General features: G+C 71.2%; 11 protein-coding genes. 6 read left to right on the top strand and 5 right to left on the bottom strand.

Annotated features, from left to right (window positions below):
• Positions 1–83: 83 nt before the first annotated feature.
• From QWM81_RS18335 to glgX, 3 genes are all read right to left on the bottom strand, one after another.
• Positions 84–1,889: an ABC transporter ATP-binding protein gene (locus QWM81_RS18335; protein WP_290113139.1), complete on the bottom strand. Its 1,806-nt coding sequence runs from the start codon at positions 1,887–1,889 to the stop codon at positions 84–86.
• On the bottom strand, positions 1,886–3,652 hold the full coding sequence (locus QWM81_RS18340; RefSeq protein ID WP_290113141.1) for an ABC transporter ATP-binding protein: 1,767 nt from the start codon (positions 3,650–3,652) through the stop codon (positions 1,886–1,888). Before QWM81_RS18340 ends, QWM81_RS18335 begins: the two co-directional genes overlap by 4 nt.
• A gap of 64 nt (positions 3,653–3,716) precedes the next feature.
• Positions 3,717–5,993 (bottom strand): glycogen debranching protein GlgX, encoded by a 2,277-nt coding sequence (gene glgX, locus QWM81_RS18345; RefSeq protein WP_435372391.1) that lies wholly within the window; start codon positions 5,991–5,993, stop codon positions 3,717–3,719.
• A gap of 169 nt (positions 5,994–6,162) precedes the next feature.
• On the opposite strand from glgX, the gene QWM81_RS18350 reads away from it, so the two are divergent.
• From QWM81_RS18350 to QWM81_RS18375, 6 genes are all read left to right on the top strand, one after another.
• On the top strand, positions 6,163–7,398 hold the full coding sequence (locus QWM81_RS18350; RefSeq protein WP_435372392.1) for a L,D-transpeptidase: 1,236 nt from the start codon (positions 6,163–6,165) through the stop codon (positions 7,396–7,398).
• A 182-nt stretch (positions 7,399–7,580) separates the two neighbouring features.
• On the top strand, positions 7,581–8,837 hold the full coding sequence (locus QWM81_RS18355; RefSeq protein WP_290113142.1) for a L,D-transpeptidase: 1,257 nt from the start codon (positions 7,581–7,583) through the stop codon (positions 8,835–8,837).
• A 115-nt stretch (positions 8,838–8,952) separates the two neighbouring features.
• Positions 8,953–9,720 (top strand): enoyl-CoA hydratase/isomerase family protein, encoded by a 768-nt coding sequence (locus tag QWM81_RS18360; protein ID WP_290113143.1) that lies wholly within the window; start codon positions 8,953–8,955, stop codon positions 9,718–9,720.
• A 231-nt stretch (positions 9,721–9,951) separates the two neighbouring features.
• Positions 9,952–10,467 (top strand): ATP-binding protein, encoded by a 516-nt coding sequence (locus QWM81_RS18365; RefSeq protein WP_290113144.1) that lies wholly within the window; start codon positions 9,952–9,954, stop codon positions 10,465–10,467.
• A gap of 374 nt (positions 10,468–10,841) precedes the next feature.
• On the top strand, positions 10,842–12,020 hold the full coding sequence (locus QWM81_RS18370; RefSeq protein ID WP_290113197.1) for a YncE family protein: 1,179 nt from the start codon (positions 10,842–10,844) through the stop codon (positions 12,018–12,020).
• Between the two features lie 78 nt (positions 12,021–12,098).
• Complete coding sequence (locus QWM81_RS18375) at positions 12,099–12,314, top strand: EF-hand domain-containing protein (protein ID WP_290113145.1); 216 nt, start codon at positions 12,099–12,101, stop codon at positions 12,312–12,314.
• Between the two features lie 54 nt (positions 12,315–12,368).
• On the opposite strand, the gene QWM81_RS18380 is transcribed toward QWM81_RS18375, so the two are convergent.
• Both QWM81_RS18380 and glyA read right to left on the bottom strand, forming a co-directional pair.
• A complete protein-coding gene (locus QWM81_RS18380; protein WP_290113146.1) occupies positions 12,369–13,739 on the bottom strand; it encodes an L-serine ammonia-lyase in 1,371 nt (456 codons plus the stop codon).
• 150 nt (positions 13,740–13,889) lie between these two features.
• Positions 13,890–15,149: a serine hydroxymethyltransferase gene (gene glyA, locus QWM81_RS18385; RefSeq protein WP_290113147.1), complete on the bottom strand. Its 1,260-nt coding sequence runs from the start codon at positions 15,147–15,149 to the stop codon at positions 13,890–13,892.
• Position 15,150 lies beyond the last annotated feature (1 nt).

Raw genomic sequence — 15,150 nt, forward strand, 5'->3', positions numbered from 1 at the left:
TTGCCCGGGCGGGGACTGTACCCCGGCCAGGCCGGGCGGCCGGTGGGATTTTCGTACGGCCCACCCGGCTCTCCCCGCCGCCGTCACCCGACCACGCTGTCCCGCCACGCCCGGTGCAGGCCCGCGAAACGGCCCTTCGCGCCGATCAGTTGGGCCGGGGGGCCGTCCTCCACGATCCGGCCGCCCTCCATGACCAGGACCCGGTCGGCGATCTCCACCGTCGACAGCCGGTGGGCGATCACCACCGCCGTGCGGCCGTGGAGCACGGTGTCCATCGCGCGCTGCACCGCCCGCTCGCCCGGGATGTCCAGGGAGCTGGTCGCCTCGTCCAGGATCAGCACCGCCGGGTCGGCCAGCAGGGCGCGGGCGAAGGAGACCAGTTGGCGCTGGCCCGCCGAGATGCGCCCGCCGCGCTTGCGTACGTCGGTGTCGTAGCCGTCCGGGAGGTCCGCGATGAAGTCATGGGCGCCGATCGCCTTCGCCGCCTGCTCGATCTCCGCACGCGTCGCCTCCGGCCGCCCCAGCGCGATGTTCTCCGCGACCGTCCCGGAGAACAGGAACGCCTCCTGCGTCACCATCACCACCCCGCGCCGCAGTTCGGGCGTGGCCAGGTCCCGCAGGTCGACGCCGTCGAGCAGCACCCGGCCCTCGGTCGGGTCGTAGAAGCGGGCCAGCAGCTTCGCGAGCGTCGACTTGCCCGCGCCCGTCGAGCCGACCACCGCGACGGTCTGCCCGGCCGGGATCGTCAGGCCGAAACGCGGCAGGACCTCGCCGCCCGTGCGGTACGCGAAGCGGACGTCCTCGAAGACGACCTCGCGCCCCGGAGTGCCCGAGCGCGCCGGCGGCAGCTCCCGGGGCGCGGCCGGCTCCCGGACGGACGGGGTCTGGGCGAGCAGCCCGGCGATCTTCTCCAGCGACGCGGCCGCCGACTGGTAGGAGTTGAGGAACATCCCGAGCCGGTCGATCGGGTCGTACAGCCGCCGTACGTACAGCACGGCCGCCGCCAGGATGCCCAGCGCGAGGGTCCCGCCCGCCACCCGGTGGGCGCCCCACAGGACCATGCCCGCGACCGCCGTGTTCGCCACCAGCCGGGAGCCGACGACATAGCGGGCCATCTCCAGGATGGCGTCGCCGTTGCGGCGCTCGTGGCGGTGGTTGAGCGTGTGGAACCGCGCGTCGTTCGCCGGCTCCCGGCGGAACGCCCGGACCGGCCGGATCCCGTTCATCGTCTCCGCGAACGTCACGATGACGGCGGCGATGGCCGTCGACCGCGCGCTGAACGCGACCGCCGCGCGCCGCCGGTAGAGCCGTACCAGCAGATACAGCGGGACGAACGAGGCCACCGCCACCGCGCCGATGCCCAGGTCCAGCCAGAGCAGCAGCACCGAGATGTACGCGAAGGACAGGACGACCCCGACCAGCTCCTGGAGCCCCTCGCTGAGCAGTTCGCGGAGCGACTCGACGTCGGTGGTGGAGCGGGAGATCAGCCGGCCGGACGTGTACCGCTCGTGGAAGTCGACGCTCAGCGCCTGCGCGTGCCGGAAGATCCGCCCCCGCAGGTCCAACAGGACGTCCTGGTTGACCCGGGCGGAGGTGCGGATGAAGCCGTAGTGGAGCAGTCCCGCGCCCGCCGCGCACCCCGCGTACCCGGCGGCGACGGCGATCAGCGGCCCGTAGTCCTCACGCCGCAGGGCGGGCACGGCGCGGTCGATGGCGTACGCGACGAGCAGCGGCCCGGCCTGTACGGCGGCCTGCTGCAGCACCAGCAGCAGCGCGGCGACCGCGACGCGCAGGCGCCGCGGCCGGAGCAACGACCGCAGCAGCGCACCGGTGGCCCCCTCCGGCGCCGGCAGCGTGTCCCGGTCGAACGCGTCGCCCGATTCCGTCATCCCCTACCGCCCGTCCCCGTCTCCGCGCCCGACATCAGCCAGGCGTACTCCGCACTGTCCCGCAGCAGTTCCCGATGCGTGCCCACGGCCGCGATCCGGCCCCGCGACAGCAGCGCCACCCGGTCGGCCAGCATCACCGTGGACGGCCGGTGCGCCACCACCAGCGCGGTCGTCTCCCGCAGCACCTCCCGCAGCGCGGCCTCGACCAGCGCCTCCGTGTGCACGTCGAGCGCCGACAGGGGGTCGTCCAGCACCAGGAACCGCGGCCGTCCCACCACCGCGCGGGCCAGCGCCAGCCGTTGACGCTGGCCGCCCGACAGGCTCAGCCCCTGCTCGCCGACCTGGGTCGCCGCGCCCTGCGGCAGCTCGCGTACGAAACCGGCCTGCGCGACGCCGAGGGCGCGCCGCAGCTCGGCGTCGTCCGCGCCCTCCGCGCCCATCAGCACGTTCTCGGCCACGCTCGCCGAGAACAGGGTGGGCTCCTCGAAGGCCACCGACACCAGCTCCCGCAGCCGCTGCCGGGGCATGGCCGCCACATCGACGCCGTCCAGCAGGATGCGCCCGCCCGTCACCTCGTGCAGCCGCGGCACCAGCGCCGTCAGCGTCGTCTTGCCGGAGCCGGTGGCGCCGACCAGCGCCAGCGTCTCGCCCGGCCGCACCCACAGGTCGACGCCGGCCAGCACCGGCGGCGCGTCGGGCGGCGCGTCCGGGTAGCGGAAGGTGACGTTCTCGAAGCGCAGCCCACCGGACCGCCCGGCGACCGAGCCGCCCCCGCCCGCGCCCCCGCCGTCCTCCTCCGCCTCGTCCATCACCTCGAAGAACCGCTCCACGGCCGTCGCCGCCTCCTGGCTCATCGCCAGCAGGAAGCCGATCGACTCCACCGGCCACCGCAGCGCCAGCGCCATCGACAAGAACGCCACCAGCGTCCCCGCCGACAGCCCCCCGTCCGCCACCCGCACGGTGCCCAGCACCAGGGCCGCCCCGATGGCCAGTTCCGGCACGATCGTGATGACCGCCCAGATCCCCGCCAGCAGCCGCGCCTTGGCCAGCTCCGTCCCGCGCAGCCGCCGCGACAGCGCCCGGAACGCGGCCGCCTGGCTGCGGTGACGCCCGAAGCCCTTGATGACGCGGATGCCCAGCACGCTCTCCTCGACGACCGTCGTCAGATCGCCCACCTGGTCCTGGGCGCGCCGCGCCACCAGGGCGTACCGCGTCTCGAACAGCGAGCAGAGCACGATCAGCGGCACGACCGGGACCAGCAGCACCAGCCCCAGCGCCCAGTCCTGCGCCAGCAGCAGGCCACAACCGACGAGCACCGTCACGCCGTTGACGAACAGAAACGTCAGCGGGAACGCCAGGAACATCCGTATCAGCGACAAATCCGTCGTCGCCCGCGACAGCAACTGTCCCGACGCCCACCGGTCGTGGAAGGCGATCGGCAGCCGCTGCACATGGCGGTACAGATCGGCGCGCATCGCCGACTCCACCCCGGCCAGCGGCCGCGCCACCAGCCACCGCCGCAGCCCGAACAGCGCCGCCTCCGCGAGCCCGAGCACCAGCAGCGCCAGCGCCCCCCACCACACCCCGCCCGGGTCGCGCCCGGCCACCGGGCCGTCCACGATCCACTTCAGTACGAGCGAAATGACCAGGCCCAGACAGGACGCCACGACGGCGACGAGCGCCGCGACGCACAGCCGCGTCCGCACCGGACGGACATACGGCCACAGACGCAGCAGCGAGCGAGTGCTTGAACGGTCAGTCATCAGCACCGAGCCTACGGTTCACCACTGACAACGCTCACGTGCTTTTCGGCCGACCGGCCCGCTCCTACTCCCGTACGCGCAACAGCAGCACGGACCTCTCCGGGACCGTCACCACCTCCCCGCCCGGGTGCACCGTGCCCGGGGCCTCGGCCTGGTCCTCGCGGGAGGTGTCCACCACCAGTTCGTACGCCTGGGCCCACGGCGGCCCCGGCAGGCGGAAGTCCACCGGCTGGGCACCGGCGTGGAGGACCGCCAGAAAGCTGTCGTCCGCGATGGGCTCCCCGCGCGCGTCCCGGCCCGGGATGTCCCGGCCCGACAGGTACAGGCCGATCGTCGCGGTCGGCGCGTACCAGTCCGCCTCCGTCATCTCCGCGCCCCCGGCCGTGAACCACGCCAGGTCCCGCAGGCCGTCCGCCCGCTGCGGGCGGCCCGAGAAGAACGCCCGGCGCCGCAGCACCGGATGGGCGTGGCGCAGCGCCAGCAGCCGGGACGTCAGCTCCAGCAGCCCCTTGGGCCCCGGCCGCTTCGGCAGCGACCAGTCGAGCCAGCCGATCTCGTTGTCCTGGCAGTAGGCGTTGTTGTTGCCGCCCTGCGTGCGCCCCATCTCGTCGCCCGCGACCAGCATCGGCACACCCGTCGACAGCAGCAGCGTGGTGAGCAGGTTACGGACCTGACGGCGGCGCAGCGCGTTGATCGCCGCATCCTCGGTCTCGCCCTCGGCGCCGCAGTTCCACGACCGGTTGTCGTTGGTGCCGTCCCGGTTGCCCTCCCCATTGGCCGCGTTGTGCTTGCGCTCGTAGGAGACGAGGTCGCGCAGCGTGAAGCCGTCATGGGCGGTGATGAAGTTGATCGACGCGTACGGGCGCCGCCCGCCCCACGCGTACAGGTCGCTGGACCCGGACAGCCGGTAGCCCATTTCCCGTACGTCGGGCAGGGCGCCGCGCCAGAAGTCCCGCACCGCGTCCCGGTAGCGGTCGTTCCACTCCGTCCACAGCGGCGGGAAGGCCCCCACCTGGTAGCCGCCGGTGCCGACGTCCCACGGCTCGGCGATCAGCTTCACCCGCCGCAGCACCGGGTCCTGGGCGATGGTCGCGAGGAACGGAGAGAGCATGTCGACGTCGTGCATGGAGCGGGCGAGCGCCGCCGCCAGGTCGAAGCGGAACCCGTCGACGCCCATCTCGGTGACCCAGTAGCGCAGCGAGTCCGTGATCAGGCGCAGGACGTGCGGCTGGACGACATGCAGGGTGTTGCCGCAGCCCGTGTAGTCGGCGTACCGGCGGGCGTCGGCCTGGAGCCGGTAGTAGCCGCGGTTGTCGATGCCGCGCAGCGACAGCATCGGCCCCAGCTCGCTCGCCTCGGCCGTGTGGTTGTAGACCACGTCGAGGATGACCTCGATGCCGGCCGCGTGCAGCGCCTTCACCATCCGCTTGAACTCACCGACCTGCTGCCCGGTCGTGCCGGACGCGCTGTAGGCGGCGTGCGGCGCGAAATAGCCGATGGAGTTGTAGCCCCAGTAGTTCTTCAGCCCCCGCCGCAGCAGATGATCCTCGTGGGCGAACTGGTGGACGGGGAGCAGCTCGACGGCGGTCACCCCGAGCCCCACCAGGTGCTCGATCGCGGCCGGGTGCGCCAGCCCCGCGTAGGTACCCCGCAGCTCCTCCGGGATCCCCGGGTGGCGCTTGGTGAAGCCGCGTACGTGCATCTCGTAGATGACCGAGTCGGCCCACGGCGTCTTGGGCCGCCGGTCGTCCGCCCAGTCGTCGTCATCGTGGACGACGACGCCCTTGGGCACGTACGGCGCGGAGTCCCGGTCGTCGCGCACCGTGTCGGCGACGTGCTGGTCGGGCCAGTCGCGGACGTGCCCGTACACCTCGGGCGGCAGCTCGAACTCTCCGTCCACCGCCCGCGCGTAGGGGTCCAGCAGCAGCTTCGCCGGGTTCCAGCGGGCACCCGTCCACGGGTCCCACCGGCCGTGCACCCGGTAGCCGTACCGCTGCCCGGGCCGCACGCCCGGCACGAAGCCGTGCCAGATCTCATGCGTCAGCTCGGTCAGCGGCAACCGCGTCTCGGTGCCGCCCTCGTCGAAGAGGCACAGCTCGACGGCCTCGGCCCCGCCCGCCCACAGCGCGAAGTTCGTTCCGGCCGCCCCGCCGGGCCCGGCCCGGAACCGGGCACCCAGGGGGGTGGGCGCCCCCGGCCACACCGGTGGGGCGGGCGTGTCGGGGCCCTGGGGGAGCCCGTTCAGCCCATGGCGCCGCGCCCCGGCGGGGGCCGACCTCCCGTCCAGCAGTGCGTCACCCACCGCACGCTGCACTGCCTGCTGTTCGGCTGCGCTCGACACCTGCCGGCCTCCCGCGGCTCGTCCGGCTCCATGGACCCAAGGGCGGGACGCACGGCGTCCCGGCCGTGGTCCCGCACTAGGTCCTCCACCTGTTCTGCCCGGACTGCCCGCCTCCCAACATGACCCGTACTCACGTTTCCCCTGGAGGGGCGCACTCGTTGATCGCGTCGTGAGACACGTACTCAAGCGGGCAGGGCTCGGCATGGCCGCTGCCGCGACATGGGCAGGGCTGGTGGCGGCGCTGGCCGGATGCACCGGCGACGGCGGTCTGGACCTCGGCATCGGCGGCAAGGGGGGCTCGTCCGGGGACACGATCCGGGTGGTGCCGGAGGACGGGGCGAAGGGGGTGGCTCCGGACGACCCGCTGGAGGTGCGGGTGCCCAGCGGGCGGCTGGAGCGCGTCACGGTGAGGAAGGTCGAGGACGCGCAGCCCGCCGAGGTGGCGGGGGCGGTCTCCGAGGACGGTCTGCGCTGGCGGCCCGCGGCCGGTACGCGGCTCGCGCTGGCCGCCAAGTACAGCGTGGACGCGGTGGCCCTGGACGGCCACGGACGCCGCTCGGCCCGGCACACCACGTTCACCACCGCGGTCCCCGAGCACCGCTTCATCGGCTACTTCAAGCCGGAGAACCGCTCCACCGTGGGCACCGGCATGATCGTCTCGTTCGGCTTCAGCCGGCCGATCGAGAACCGCGCGGCCGTCGAGCGCGCCATCCGCGTCACCGCCCGGCCGCCGGTGGAGGTGGTGGGCCACTGGTTCGGCAAGGAGCGGCTGGACTTCCGGCCGCGCGAGCTGTGGAAGCCGGGCACCCAGGTCACCGTCGACCTGCGACTGCGCGATGTGGAGGCGGCGCCGGGGGTGTACGGCATCCAGCACAAGACGGTCGGCTTCACGGTCGGCCGCTCGCAGGTCTCCCTGGTGGACGCGGAGAAGCACACCATGGAGGTACGGCGCGACGGCAGGCTCCTGGCCACACTGCCCATCACGGCGGGGGCGCCCAAGACCACCACGTACAACGGGAAGATGGTGGTCACCGAGTTGTTCGACGTGACGCGGATGAACGGCGCCACCGTGGGCTTCAAGAAGAAGGACGGCAAGGGCGAGTACGACATCAAGGACGTTCCGCACGCGATGCGGCTGACGGAGTCGGGGACGTTCCTGCACGGCAACTACTGGGCGCCGGCTTCGGCGTTCGGCTCGGCCAACGTCAGCCACGGGTGCGTGGGGCTGCGCGATGTGAAGGGCGGCAGCGCGGCGGCGCCGGCGGGCTGGTTCTTCGACCGCACGCTGATCGGGGACGTCGTGGAAGTGGTCAACTCACGTGACCGGAAGGTCGCTCCCGACAACGGCCTGGGCGGCTGGAACATGGACTGGAGGCGGTGGAAGGCCGGTTCCGCCCTGCGCTGACCTCGCCACCCCCGCCGGCCGGGCGTGGCGCGCCCCCGTTCTGGACAACTTGGGACTGAACGGTGACATTCGTAGGTGCTGGGCCGCGCCTGCGGTGTGATTATCTATCGCGGTGCGTGCGAGTGGGCGCGCGGGGGTGCGGGCCGTGGCGGTGCCAGGCCGTGCGAGGGGAGAACAGCAAAGTGAACGTGCAGCCGATATCGGGTGCATCGGCCGGGGCGACTGGCAGGCGCGGGGGCGGGGCCGGCAAGGGTCTGCCGGCCCTGGTACTGGGGGCGTTGCTGCTGCTGGTGACGGCGTGCGGGGGACCGGGCCCGGCCGGCGGCGGCAAGGGCGGGGGCAAGGAGCGCGACGGCGGGACGGTGGAGAACGCGGCCTCGCAGGCCGTCGTGACCATCCTTCCCAAGGACGGCGCCGCGTCGGTCCCGACGAGCGGCGCTCTGAAGATCACCGCCGAGAAGGGCAAGCTGACCGCGGTGACGGTCGCGGACTCCAAGGGCAACCGGGTCGAGGGCAAGATGGCCGCGGACGGCACCAGCTGGGAGCCGGTCCGGCACCTGGCGGCCGCCACCAAGTACAAGGTGCACGCGGTCGCCAAGGACGCGGACGGCCGTGAGTCGGCGAAGGACACCACCTTCACCACCCTCGTACCGAAGAACACCTTCATCGGCCACTACACGCCGGAGGACGGCTCGACCGTCGGCGTCGGCATGCCGGTCTCCATCAACTTCACCCGTGGCATCACCAACCCGGAGGCCGTCGAGAAGGCCATCACGGTGACCGCCGAGCCGTCCGTGCGGATCGAGGGCCACTGGTTCGGCAACGACCGCCTCGACTTCCGCCCCGAGAAGTACTGGGCCCCCGGGACGAAGGTCACGGTGCGGCTCAACCTGGACGGCGTCGAGGGCCGCCCCGGGGTGTACGGCAAGCAGGCCAAGACGGTGACGTTCACCATCGGCCGCAGCCAGGTCTCCACGGTGGACGCGAGCGCGAAGACGATGAAGGTCGTCCGGAACGGCAAGCTGATCAAGACCATCCCGATCACCGCGGGCGCCCCGTCCACGACCACGTACAACGGCCAGATGGTCATCAGCGAGAAGTACGAGGTCACGCGGATGAACGGCGCCACGGTCGGCTTCGGCGGCGAGTACGACATCAAGGACGTGCCGCACGCGATGCGCCTGTCCACCTCCGGCACCTTCGTGCACGGCAACTACTGGGCCTCCAGGGACACCTTCGGCTCGGCCAACGTCAGCCACGGGTGCGTGGGGCTGCGCGATGTGCGCGGCGCGTACGACGACTCCACCCCGGCGGCCTGGTTCTTCAACAACTCGATCATCGGTGACGTGGTGATCGTGAAGAACTCCAAGGACAAGCAGATCCAGCCGGACAACGGCCTGAACGGCTGGAACATGCCCTGGTCGGAGTGGATCAAGTAACACGGTGAGCTGTGCGGGCCCAGTGCTGTCGTGGTGAGGGACGGCACCGGGCCCCTCGTCATGCCGTGCTCCGTGGGGCAGACCCCCCAGACCCGCCACGGCTAACCTGCCCTGCATGACAGTCACTCTCGAAGTCTCCGAAGGCGTCGGCACCATCCGTCTGGACCGCCCGCCGATGAACGCGCTGGACATCGCCACCCAGGACCGGCTGCGCGAGCTCGCCGAGGAGGCGGGGCGCCGGGACGACGTCCGTGCCGTGGTGCTGTACGGCGGCGAGAAGGTGTTCGCGGCCGGCGCGGACATCAAGGAGATGCAGGCCATGGACCACGCGGCCATGGTGCTGCGCTCCAAGGCCCTCCAGGACTCGTTCACCGCCGTGGCCCGGATCCCCAAGCCCGTCGTCGCCGCCGTCACCGGGTACGCGCTGGGCGGCGGCTGCGAGCTGGCGCTGTGCGCCGACTTCCGTATCGCCGGTGACAACGCGAAGCTGGGTCAGCCGGAGATCCTGCTCGGGCTCATCCCGGGCGCGGGCGGTACACAGCGCCTGGCCCGTCTCGTCGGCCCGTCCAAGGCCAAGGACCTGATTTTCACCGGGCGTCATGTGAGGGCCGACGAGGCCCTGGCGATCGGGCTGGTCGACCGCGTCGTACCGGCGGCCGCGGTGTACGAGCAGGCGCACGCGTGGGCCGCGAAGCTGGCCCAGGGACCGGCGCTGGCGCTGCGCGCGGCCAAGGAGTCCATCGACGCGGGCCTGGAGACGGACATCGACACGGGCCTGACCGTCGAACGCAACTGGTTCGCGGGGCTGTTCGCGACGGAAGACCGGGAGCGCGGGATGCGCAGCTTCGTGGAGGAGGGCCCCGGCAAGGCCAAGTTCCTGTAAGCGAAAGCGAGTTGTCAGCCGTACGGGTGGTTTAGCGGGGCCTTAAGGGTGCCTTAAGCGCGTCATCTCCGCATGCCGCGGCGGGCTTTGACGGGCCCCGCTTTGCCGCAGGTCAGCCGGGATTTCATGGATTCCTTCTGCCAGCGGCATATGTCGGGTGGTGTCCCCGGAATGGTTCATTCCGGGGCATCGATTCACCCGGAACGGCCACACGGAGGCCGCCGGGCGGCCATGATGGTGGGCATGGCGGGGCTGGAAGGTGCAGAGCAACCACGGCAGCGCGGCGGCGCTACCGCCGCGCGGTGGGTACCGGCCGCGGATGACGAGCAGGCGCTCAAGGCGCTCGAACTGTTCGGCAACCCGACGGAGAGCGAGGTGCGGCTGCCGTCCCTTCCGGAGTCCGCCGCGACCGCCCGCCGGCTCACCCAGTGCGTCGTCCTCCGTCAGTGGGCGCTCACCCCGCAGATCGCCGAGCACGCGATCCTGCTCGTCTCCGAACTCGTCGGCAACGCCGTCCGGCACACCGGGGCGCGGGTCTTCGGGCTGCGCATGGTGCGCCGCCGGGGGTGGATCCGCGTCGAGGTGCGTGACCCGTCGCGGGGGCTGCCCTGTCTGATGCCGGTGCACGAGCTGGACACCAGTGGGCGGGGGCTCTTCCTCGTCGACAAGCTGTCCGACCGGTGGGGGGTCGACCTGCTGCCGCGCGGCAAGACCACGTGGTTCGAAATGCGTGTGTCCGACCGCTGACACCGCTCCGGAAACGCGGAAGCCCCCTCGCGCCGTGATGCGGCGCCGTGGGGGCTTCCGTGTGGAGCGCACCGTGGACGTTGGGGGTGTATCCACGGGCGCGGAACGACCTGGCCCGGGTCAATGGGGGTCGTGCCATCGACTATGGCAGACGGGCGGCCTTGCCACCAAAAGACCAAACCGGGATGAAAATCAGCAAATCGGGTCAGTCGGTAAATGGATCGTAGGTGAGCTGGCTCATGGACCTCGTAAAGCATGAATAACTATGGGATTCGATGGTTGATTCATCGCCCGTATGGCGTGGCAGCGGGGGGCTGGGCGCCGGTCGGCCAGGCGGACCGCACCCCTTACGCCCCTTAAATGGGCGCGTGACGATGCTGCATCTGACGAAGCGATCGAAGAGCCTGCTCGCGGCCGCCCTGCTCGCGGCCCTCGCCGGGTGCGGCGGCGCCGGCGAACCGACCGGGCCGGGCGCCTCGCGGTCCGCCGCGCCCGTCGCCGTACCCGGGAAGACGGCCCCGGCGGGCCTGCCGGGCATGCCGCCCGTCCTCGACCCCAAGGACATCTACGCGGCCGACCGGCCGGGCAAGCTGTCCCCGGTGGTCAAGGGCTTCCCGTCCCGGGTGTACGTCCCCAACACCCTCTCCAACACCGTCTCGGTCATCGACCCCGCGACGTACAAGGTCATCGAGACCATCCCGGTCGGCGTCCAGCCGCAGCACGTCGTACCCTCCTGGGACCTGAAGACCCTGTGGGTCAACAACAACCGGGGCCACACGCTCACCCCCATCGACCCGGCGACCGGGACCAGGGGCAAGGACGTCGAGGTGCACGACCCGTACAACCTGTACTTCACGCCCAACGGCAGGTACGCCGTCGTCATGGCCTCCCTCGACCGTGAGCTGGTCTTCCTCGACCCGCACACCATGGAGCGGCGCCACACCGAGCCGGTGACCTGTTACGGCGTCAACCACGCCGACTTCTCCGCCGACGGCCGGTACTTCATCGTCAGCTGTGAGTTCTCCGGCGAACTGCTGAAGGTCGACACCGAGCGGATGAAGGTCGTCGCCCAGCAGAAGCTGCCGTTCCAGGGCGCCATGCCACAGGACGTGAAGCTCTCGCCGGACGGCAAGACCTTCTACATCGCCGACATGATGGCGCACGGCATGTGGGTGCTCGACGGCGACCGCTTCACCACCCCCACGCTCCTGCCGACCGGCAAGGGCTGCCACGGCCTGTACGTCTCCCGGGACTCCAGGGAGATGTACGTCCCCAACCGCGGCGAGGGCTCCATCTCCGTGTTCGACTTCGCCCAGAACAAGCTGACGAAGAAGTGGTGGCTCCCGGACGGCGGCTCCCCGGACATGGGCGGGGTGTCGGCCGACGGCAAGGTGCTGTGGCTGTCCGGGCGGTACGACTCCGAGGTGTACGCGATCGACACGAGGACCGGCAGGCAACTGGCCCGCATCCCGGTCGGCGGCGGCCCGCACGGCCTCGCCGTCTACCCGCAGCCGGGCCGCTACTCGCTCGGCCACACCGGAGTGTTCCGCTGACCATGGCCCCCGGGCCGGTCCCCACCACCCTGCCGATAATCTGACCGCCGTCAGTTATGCACCAAGAAGGGGTGGACAGTGGCGGACATCGAGTCGGCGCGCAAGGCATTCGAGCGGTACGACGTGAACGGGGACGGGCTCATCTCGGCCGCCGAGTACAAGAGCGTCATGGCCCAGTTGGGCGACTTCAACGTCACGGAGACCGTTGCCCAGGCCGTGATCAACGCCCAGGACGGCAACGGTGACGGCCTGCTCACCTTCGACGAGTTCTGGGCGCACCTCAGCAAGGCGTGACCACCCGGACGAACGGCGCCGTCGCCCCGCGCGAGGCGGCGGCGCCGTCGCCCCTCAGCACTCGATGATGTTGACCGCGAGGCCGCCGCGGGCGGTCTCCTTGTACTTGACGCTCATGTCGGCGCCGGTCTCCTTCATGGTCTTGATGACCTTGTCGAGGGAGACCTTGTGGCTGCCGTCGCCGCGCATCGCCATCCGGGCCGCCGTGACGGCCTTGACCGCCGCCATGCCGTTGCGCTCGATGCAGGGGATCTGGACCAGGCCGCCGACCGGGTCGCAGGTCAGGCCCAGATTGTGCTCCATGCCGATCTCGGCGGCGTTCTCCACCTGCTCGGGGCTGCCGCCCAGGACCTCGGCGAGCGCGCCGGCCGCCATCGAGCAGGCCGAGCCGACCTCGCCCTGGCAGCCGACCTCGGCGCCGGAGATGGAGGCGTTCTCCTTGAACAGCATGCCGATCGCGCCCGCGGCGAGCAGGAAGCGCACCACGCCCTCCTCGTCCGCGCCGGGCACGAAGTTCATGTAGTAGTGCAGGACCGCCGGGATGATGCCCGCGGCGCCGTTCGTCGGGGCGGTGACGACCCGGCCGCCGGCGGCGTTCTCCTCGTTCACGGCCATCGCGTACAGCGTGATCCACTCCATGGCGAGGGCCTGTGGGTCACCCTCGGAGCGCAGCTTGCGCGCGGTGTTCGCGGCGCGGCGGCGGACCTTCAGACCGCCGGGCAGGATGCCCTCGCGGGACATGCCGCGCGCCACGCACGCCTGCATCACGCGCCAGATGTCCAGCAGCCCTTCGCGGATCTCCGCCTCGCTGCGCCAGGCCTTCTCGTTCTCCAGCATCAGCGCGGAGATCGACAGGCCGGTCTCCTTGGTGAGCCGCAGCAGCTCGTCACCGGTGCGGAAGGGGTAGGTCAGCACGGTGTCGTCGGGGACGATCGGGTTCTCGCCGCGCACCGCGTCGTCGTCCACGACGAACCCGCCGCCGACCGAGTAGTACGTCTTCTCCAGCAGGGCCGTGCCCTGGTCGTCGTACGCCCACAGGGTCATGCCGTTGGCGTGGTACGGCAGTGCCTTGCGGCGGTGCAGGATCAGGTCCTCGTCGACGTCGAAGCCGATCTCGTGGACACCCAGCAGGTTGATGCGCCCGGCGGTCTTGATCCGCTCGACCTGCTCGTCGGCGGTCTCGACGTCGACCGTGCGCGGCGAGTTGCCCTCCAGGCCCAGCAGGACGGCCTTGGGGGTGCCGTGGCCGTGGCCGGTCGCGCCCAGCGAGCCGAACAGCTCGGCCCGTACCGAAGCGGTGTGGGCCAGCAGGCCCTCGTTCTTCAGGCGGCGGGCGAACATCGCGGCCGCGCGCATGGGGCCGACCGTGTGGGAGCTGGACGGGCCGATGCCGATCGAGAACAGGTCGAAGACCGAGATGGCCACGGGAAACTCCTTGGGTGGGGAAGGCGCCGCTGTCTGCCGGGGTGGTGCAGGAGGGGCTGGGGTGGGGCAAGGGACGGGGCACCGCACTCACTGTTCAGTGTGCGCGGTGCCCCGCAATCCAGTCTGTTACATACCTAACGCTGACAGAGGCTACAGACCAGGGTAAAGCGGGTGGGCCGCGGCCAGCGCCGAGACCCGGGCCTTGAGGGCGTCAGCGTCGTAGGCGGGCTTCAGCGCCTCGGCGATGATGTCGGCGACCTCGGTGAAGTCCTCCGCCTGGAAACCGCGCGTGGCCAGGGCCGGCGTGCCGATCCGCAGACCCGAGGTGACCATCGGGGGCCGCGGGTCGTTCGGGATCGCGTTGCGGTTGACGGTGATGCCGACCTCGTGGAGCCGGTCCTCGGCCTGCCGGCCGTCCAGCTCGCTGTTGCGCAGGTCGACCAGGACCAGGTGCACGTCCGTGCCGCCGGACAGGACGGACACGCCGTGCTCGGCGACGTCCGCCTTGACCAGGCGCTCGGCCAGGATGCGGGCGCCGTCCAGGGTGCGCTGCTGGCGCTCCTTGAACTCCTCGGAGGCCGCGACCTTGAAGGAGACCGCCTTGGCCGCGATCACATGCTCCAGCGGACCACCCTGCTGACCGGGGAAGACCGCCGAGTTGATCTTCTTGGCGAGCTCGGCCGTCGAGAGGATGACACCACCGCGCGGGCCACCGAGCGTCTTGTGGGTGGTGGTGGTGACCACATGGGCGTGCGGCACCGGGTTGGGGTGCAGACCGGCGGCCACCAGGCCCGCGAAGTGTGCCATGTCGACCATCAGGTACGCGCCGACCTCGTCCGCGACCCGGCGGAAGGCCGCGAAGTCCAGCTGGCGGGGGTAGGCGGACCAGCCGGCGACGATCAGCTTCGGCTTGTGCTCCTTGGCGAGCTTCTCGACCTCTGCCATGTCGACCTGGCCGGTCGTGTCGTCCACGTGGTAGGCGACGACGTTGTAGAGCTTCCCGGAAAAGTTGATCTTCATGCCGTGGGTCAGGTGCCCGCCGTGGGCGAGGTTCAGACCCATGATCGTGTCGCCGGGCTTCAGCAGCGCGAACATCGCGGCGGCGTTGGCCTGCGCGCCGGAGTGCGGCTGGACGTTGGCGTGCTCGGCGCCGAAGAGCGCCTTGACGCGGTCGATGGCGATCTGCTCGACCACGTCGACGTGCTCGCAGCCGCCGTAGTAGCGGCGGCCGGGGTAGCCCTCGGCGTACTTGTTGGTGAGGACGGAGCCCTGGGCCTCCATGACCGCGACCGGAGCGAAGTTCTCCGAGGCGATCATTTCCAGGGTGGACTGCTGACGGTGGAGCTCGGCGTCGACGGCGGCGGCGACGTCCGGGTCGAGCTCATGGAGAGGGGTGTTCAGAAGCGACATG

Origin of the sequence: Streptomyces ficellus, from assembly GCF_030406405.1 — a bacterium.
Taxonomy (GTDB): Bacteria; Actinomycetota; Actinomycetes; order Streptomycetales; family Streptomycetaceae; genus Streptomyces; species Streptomyces ficellus_B.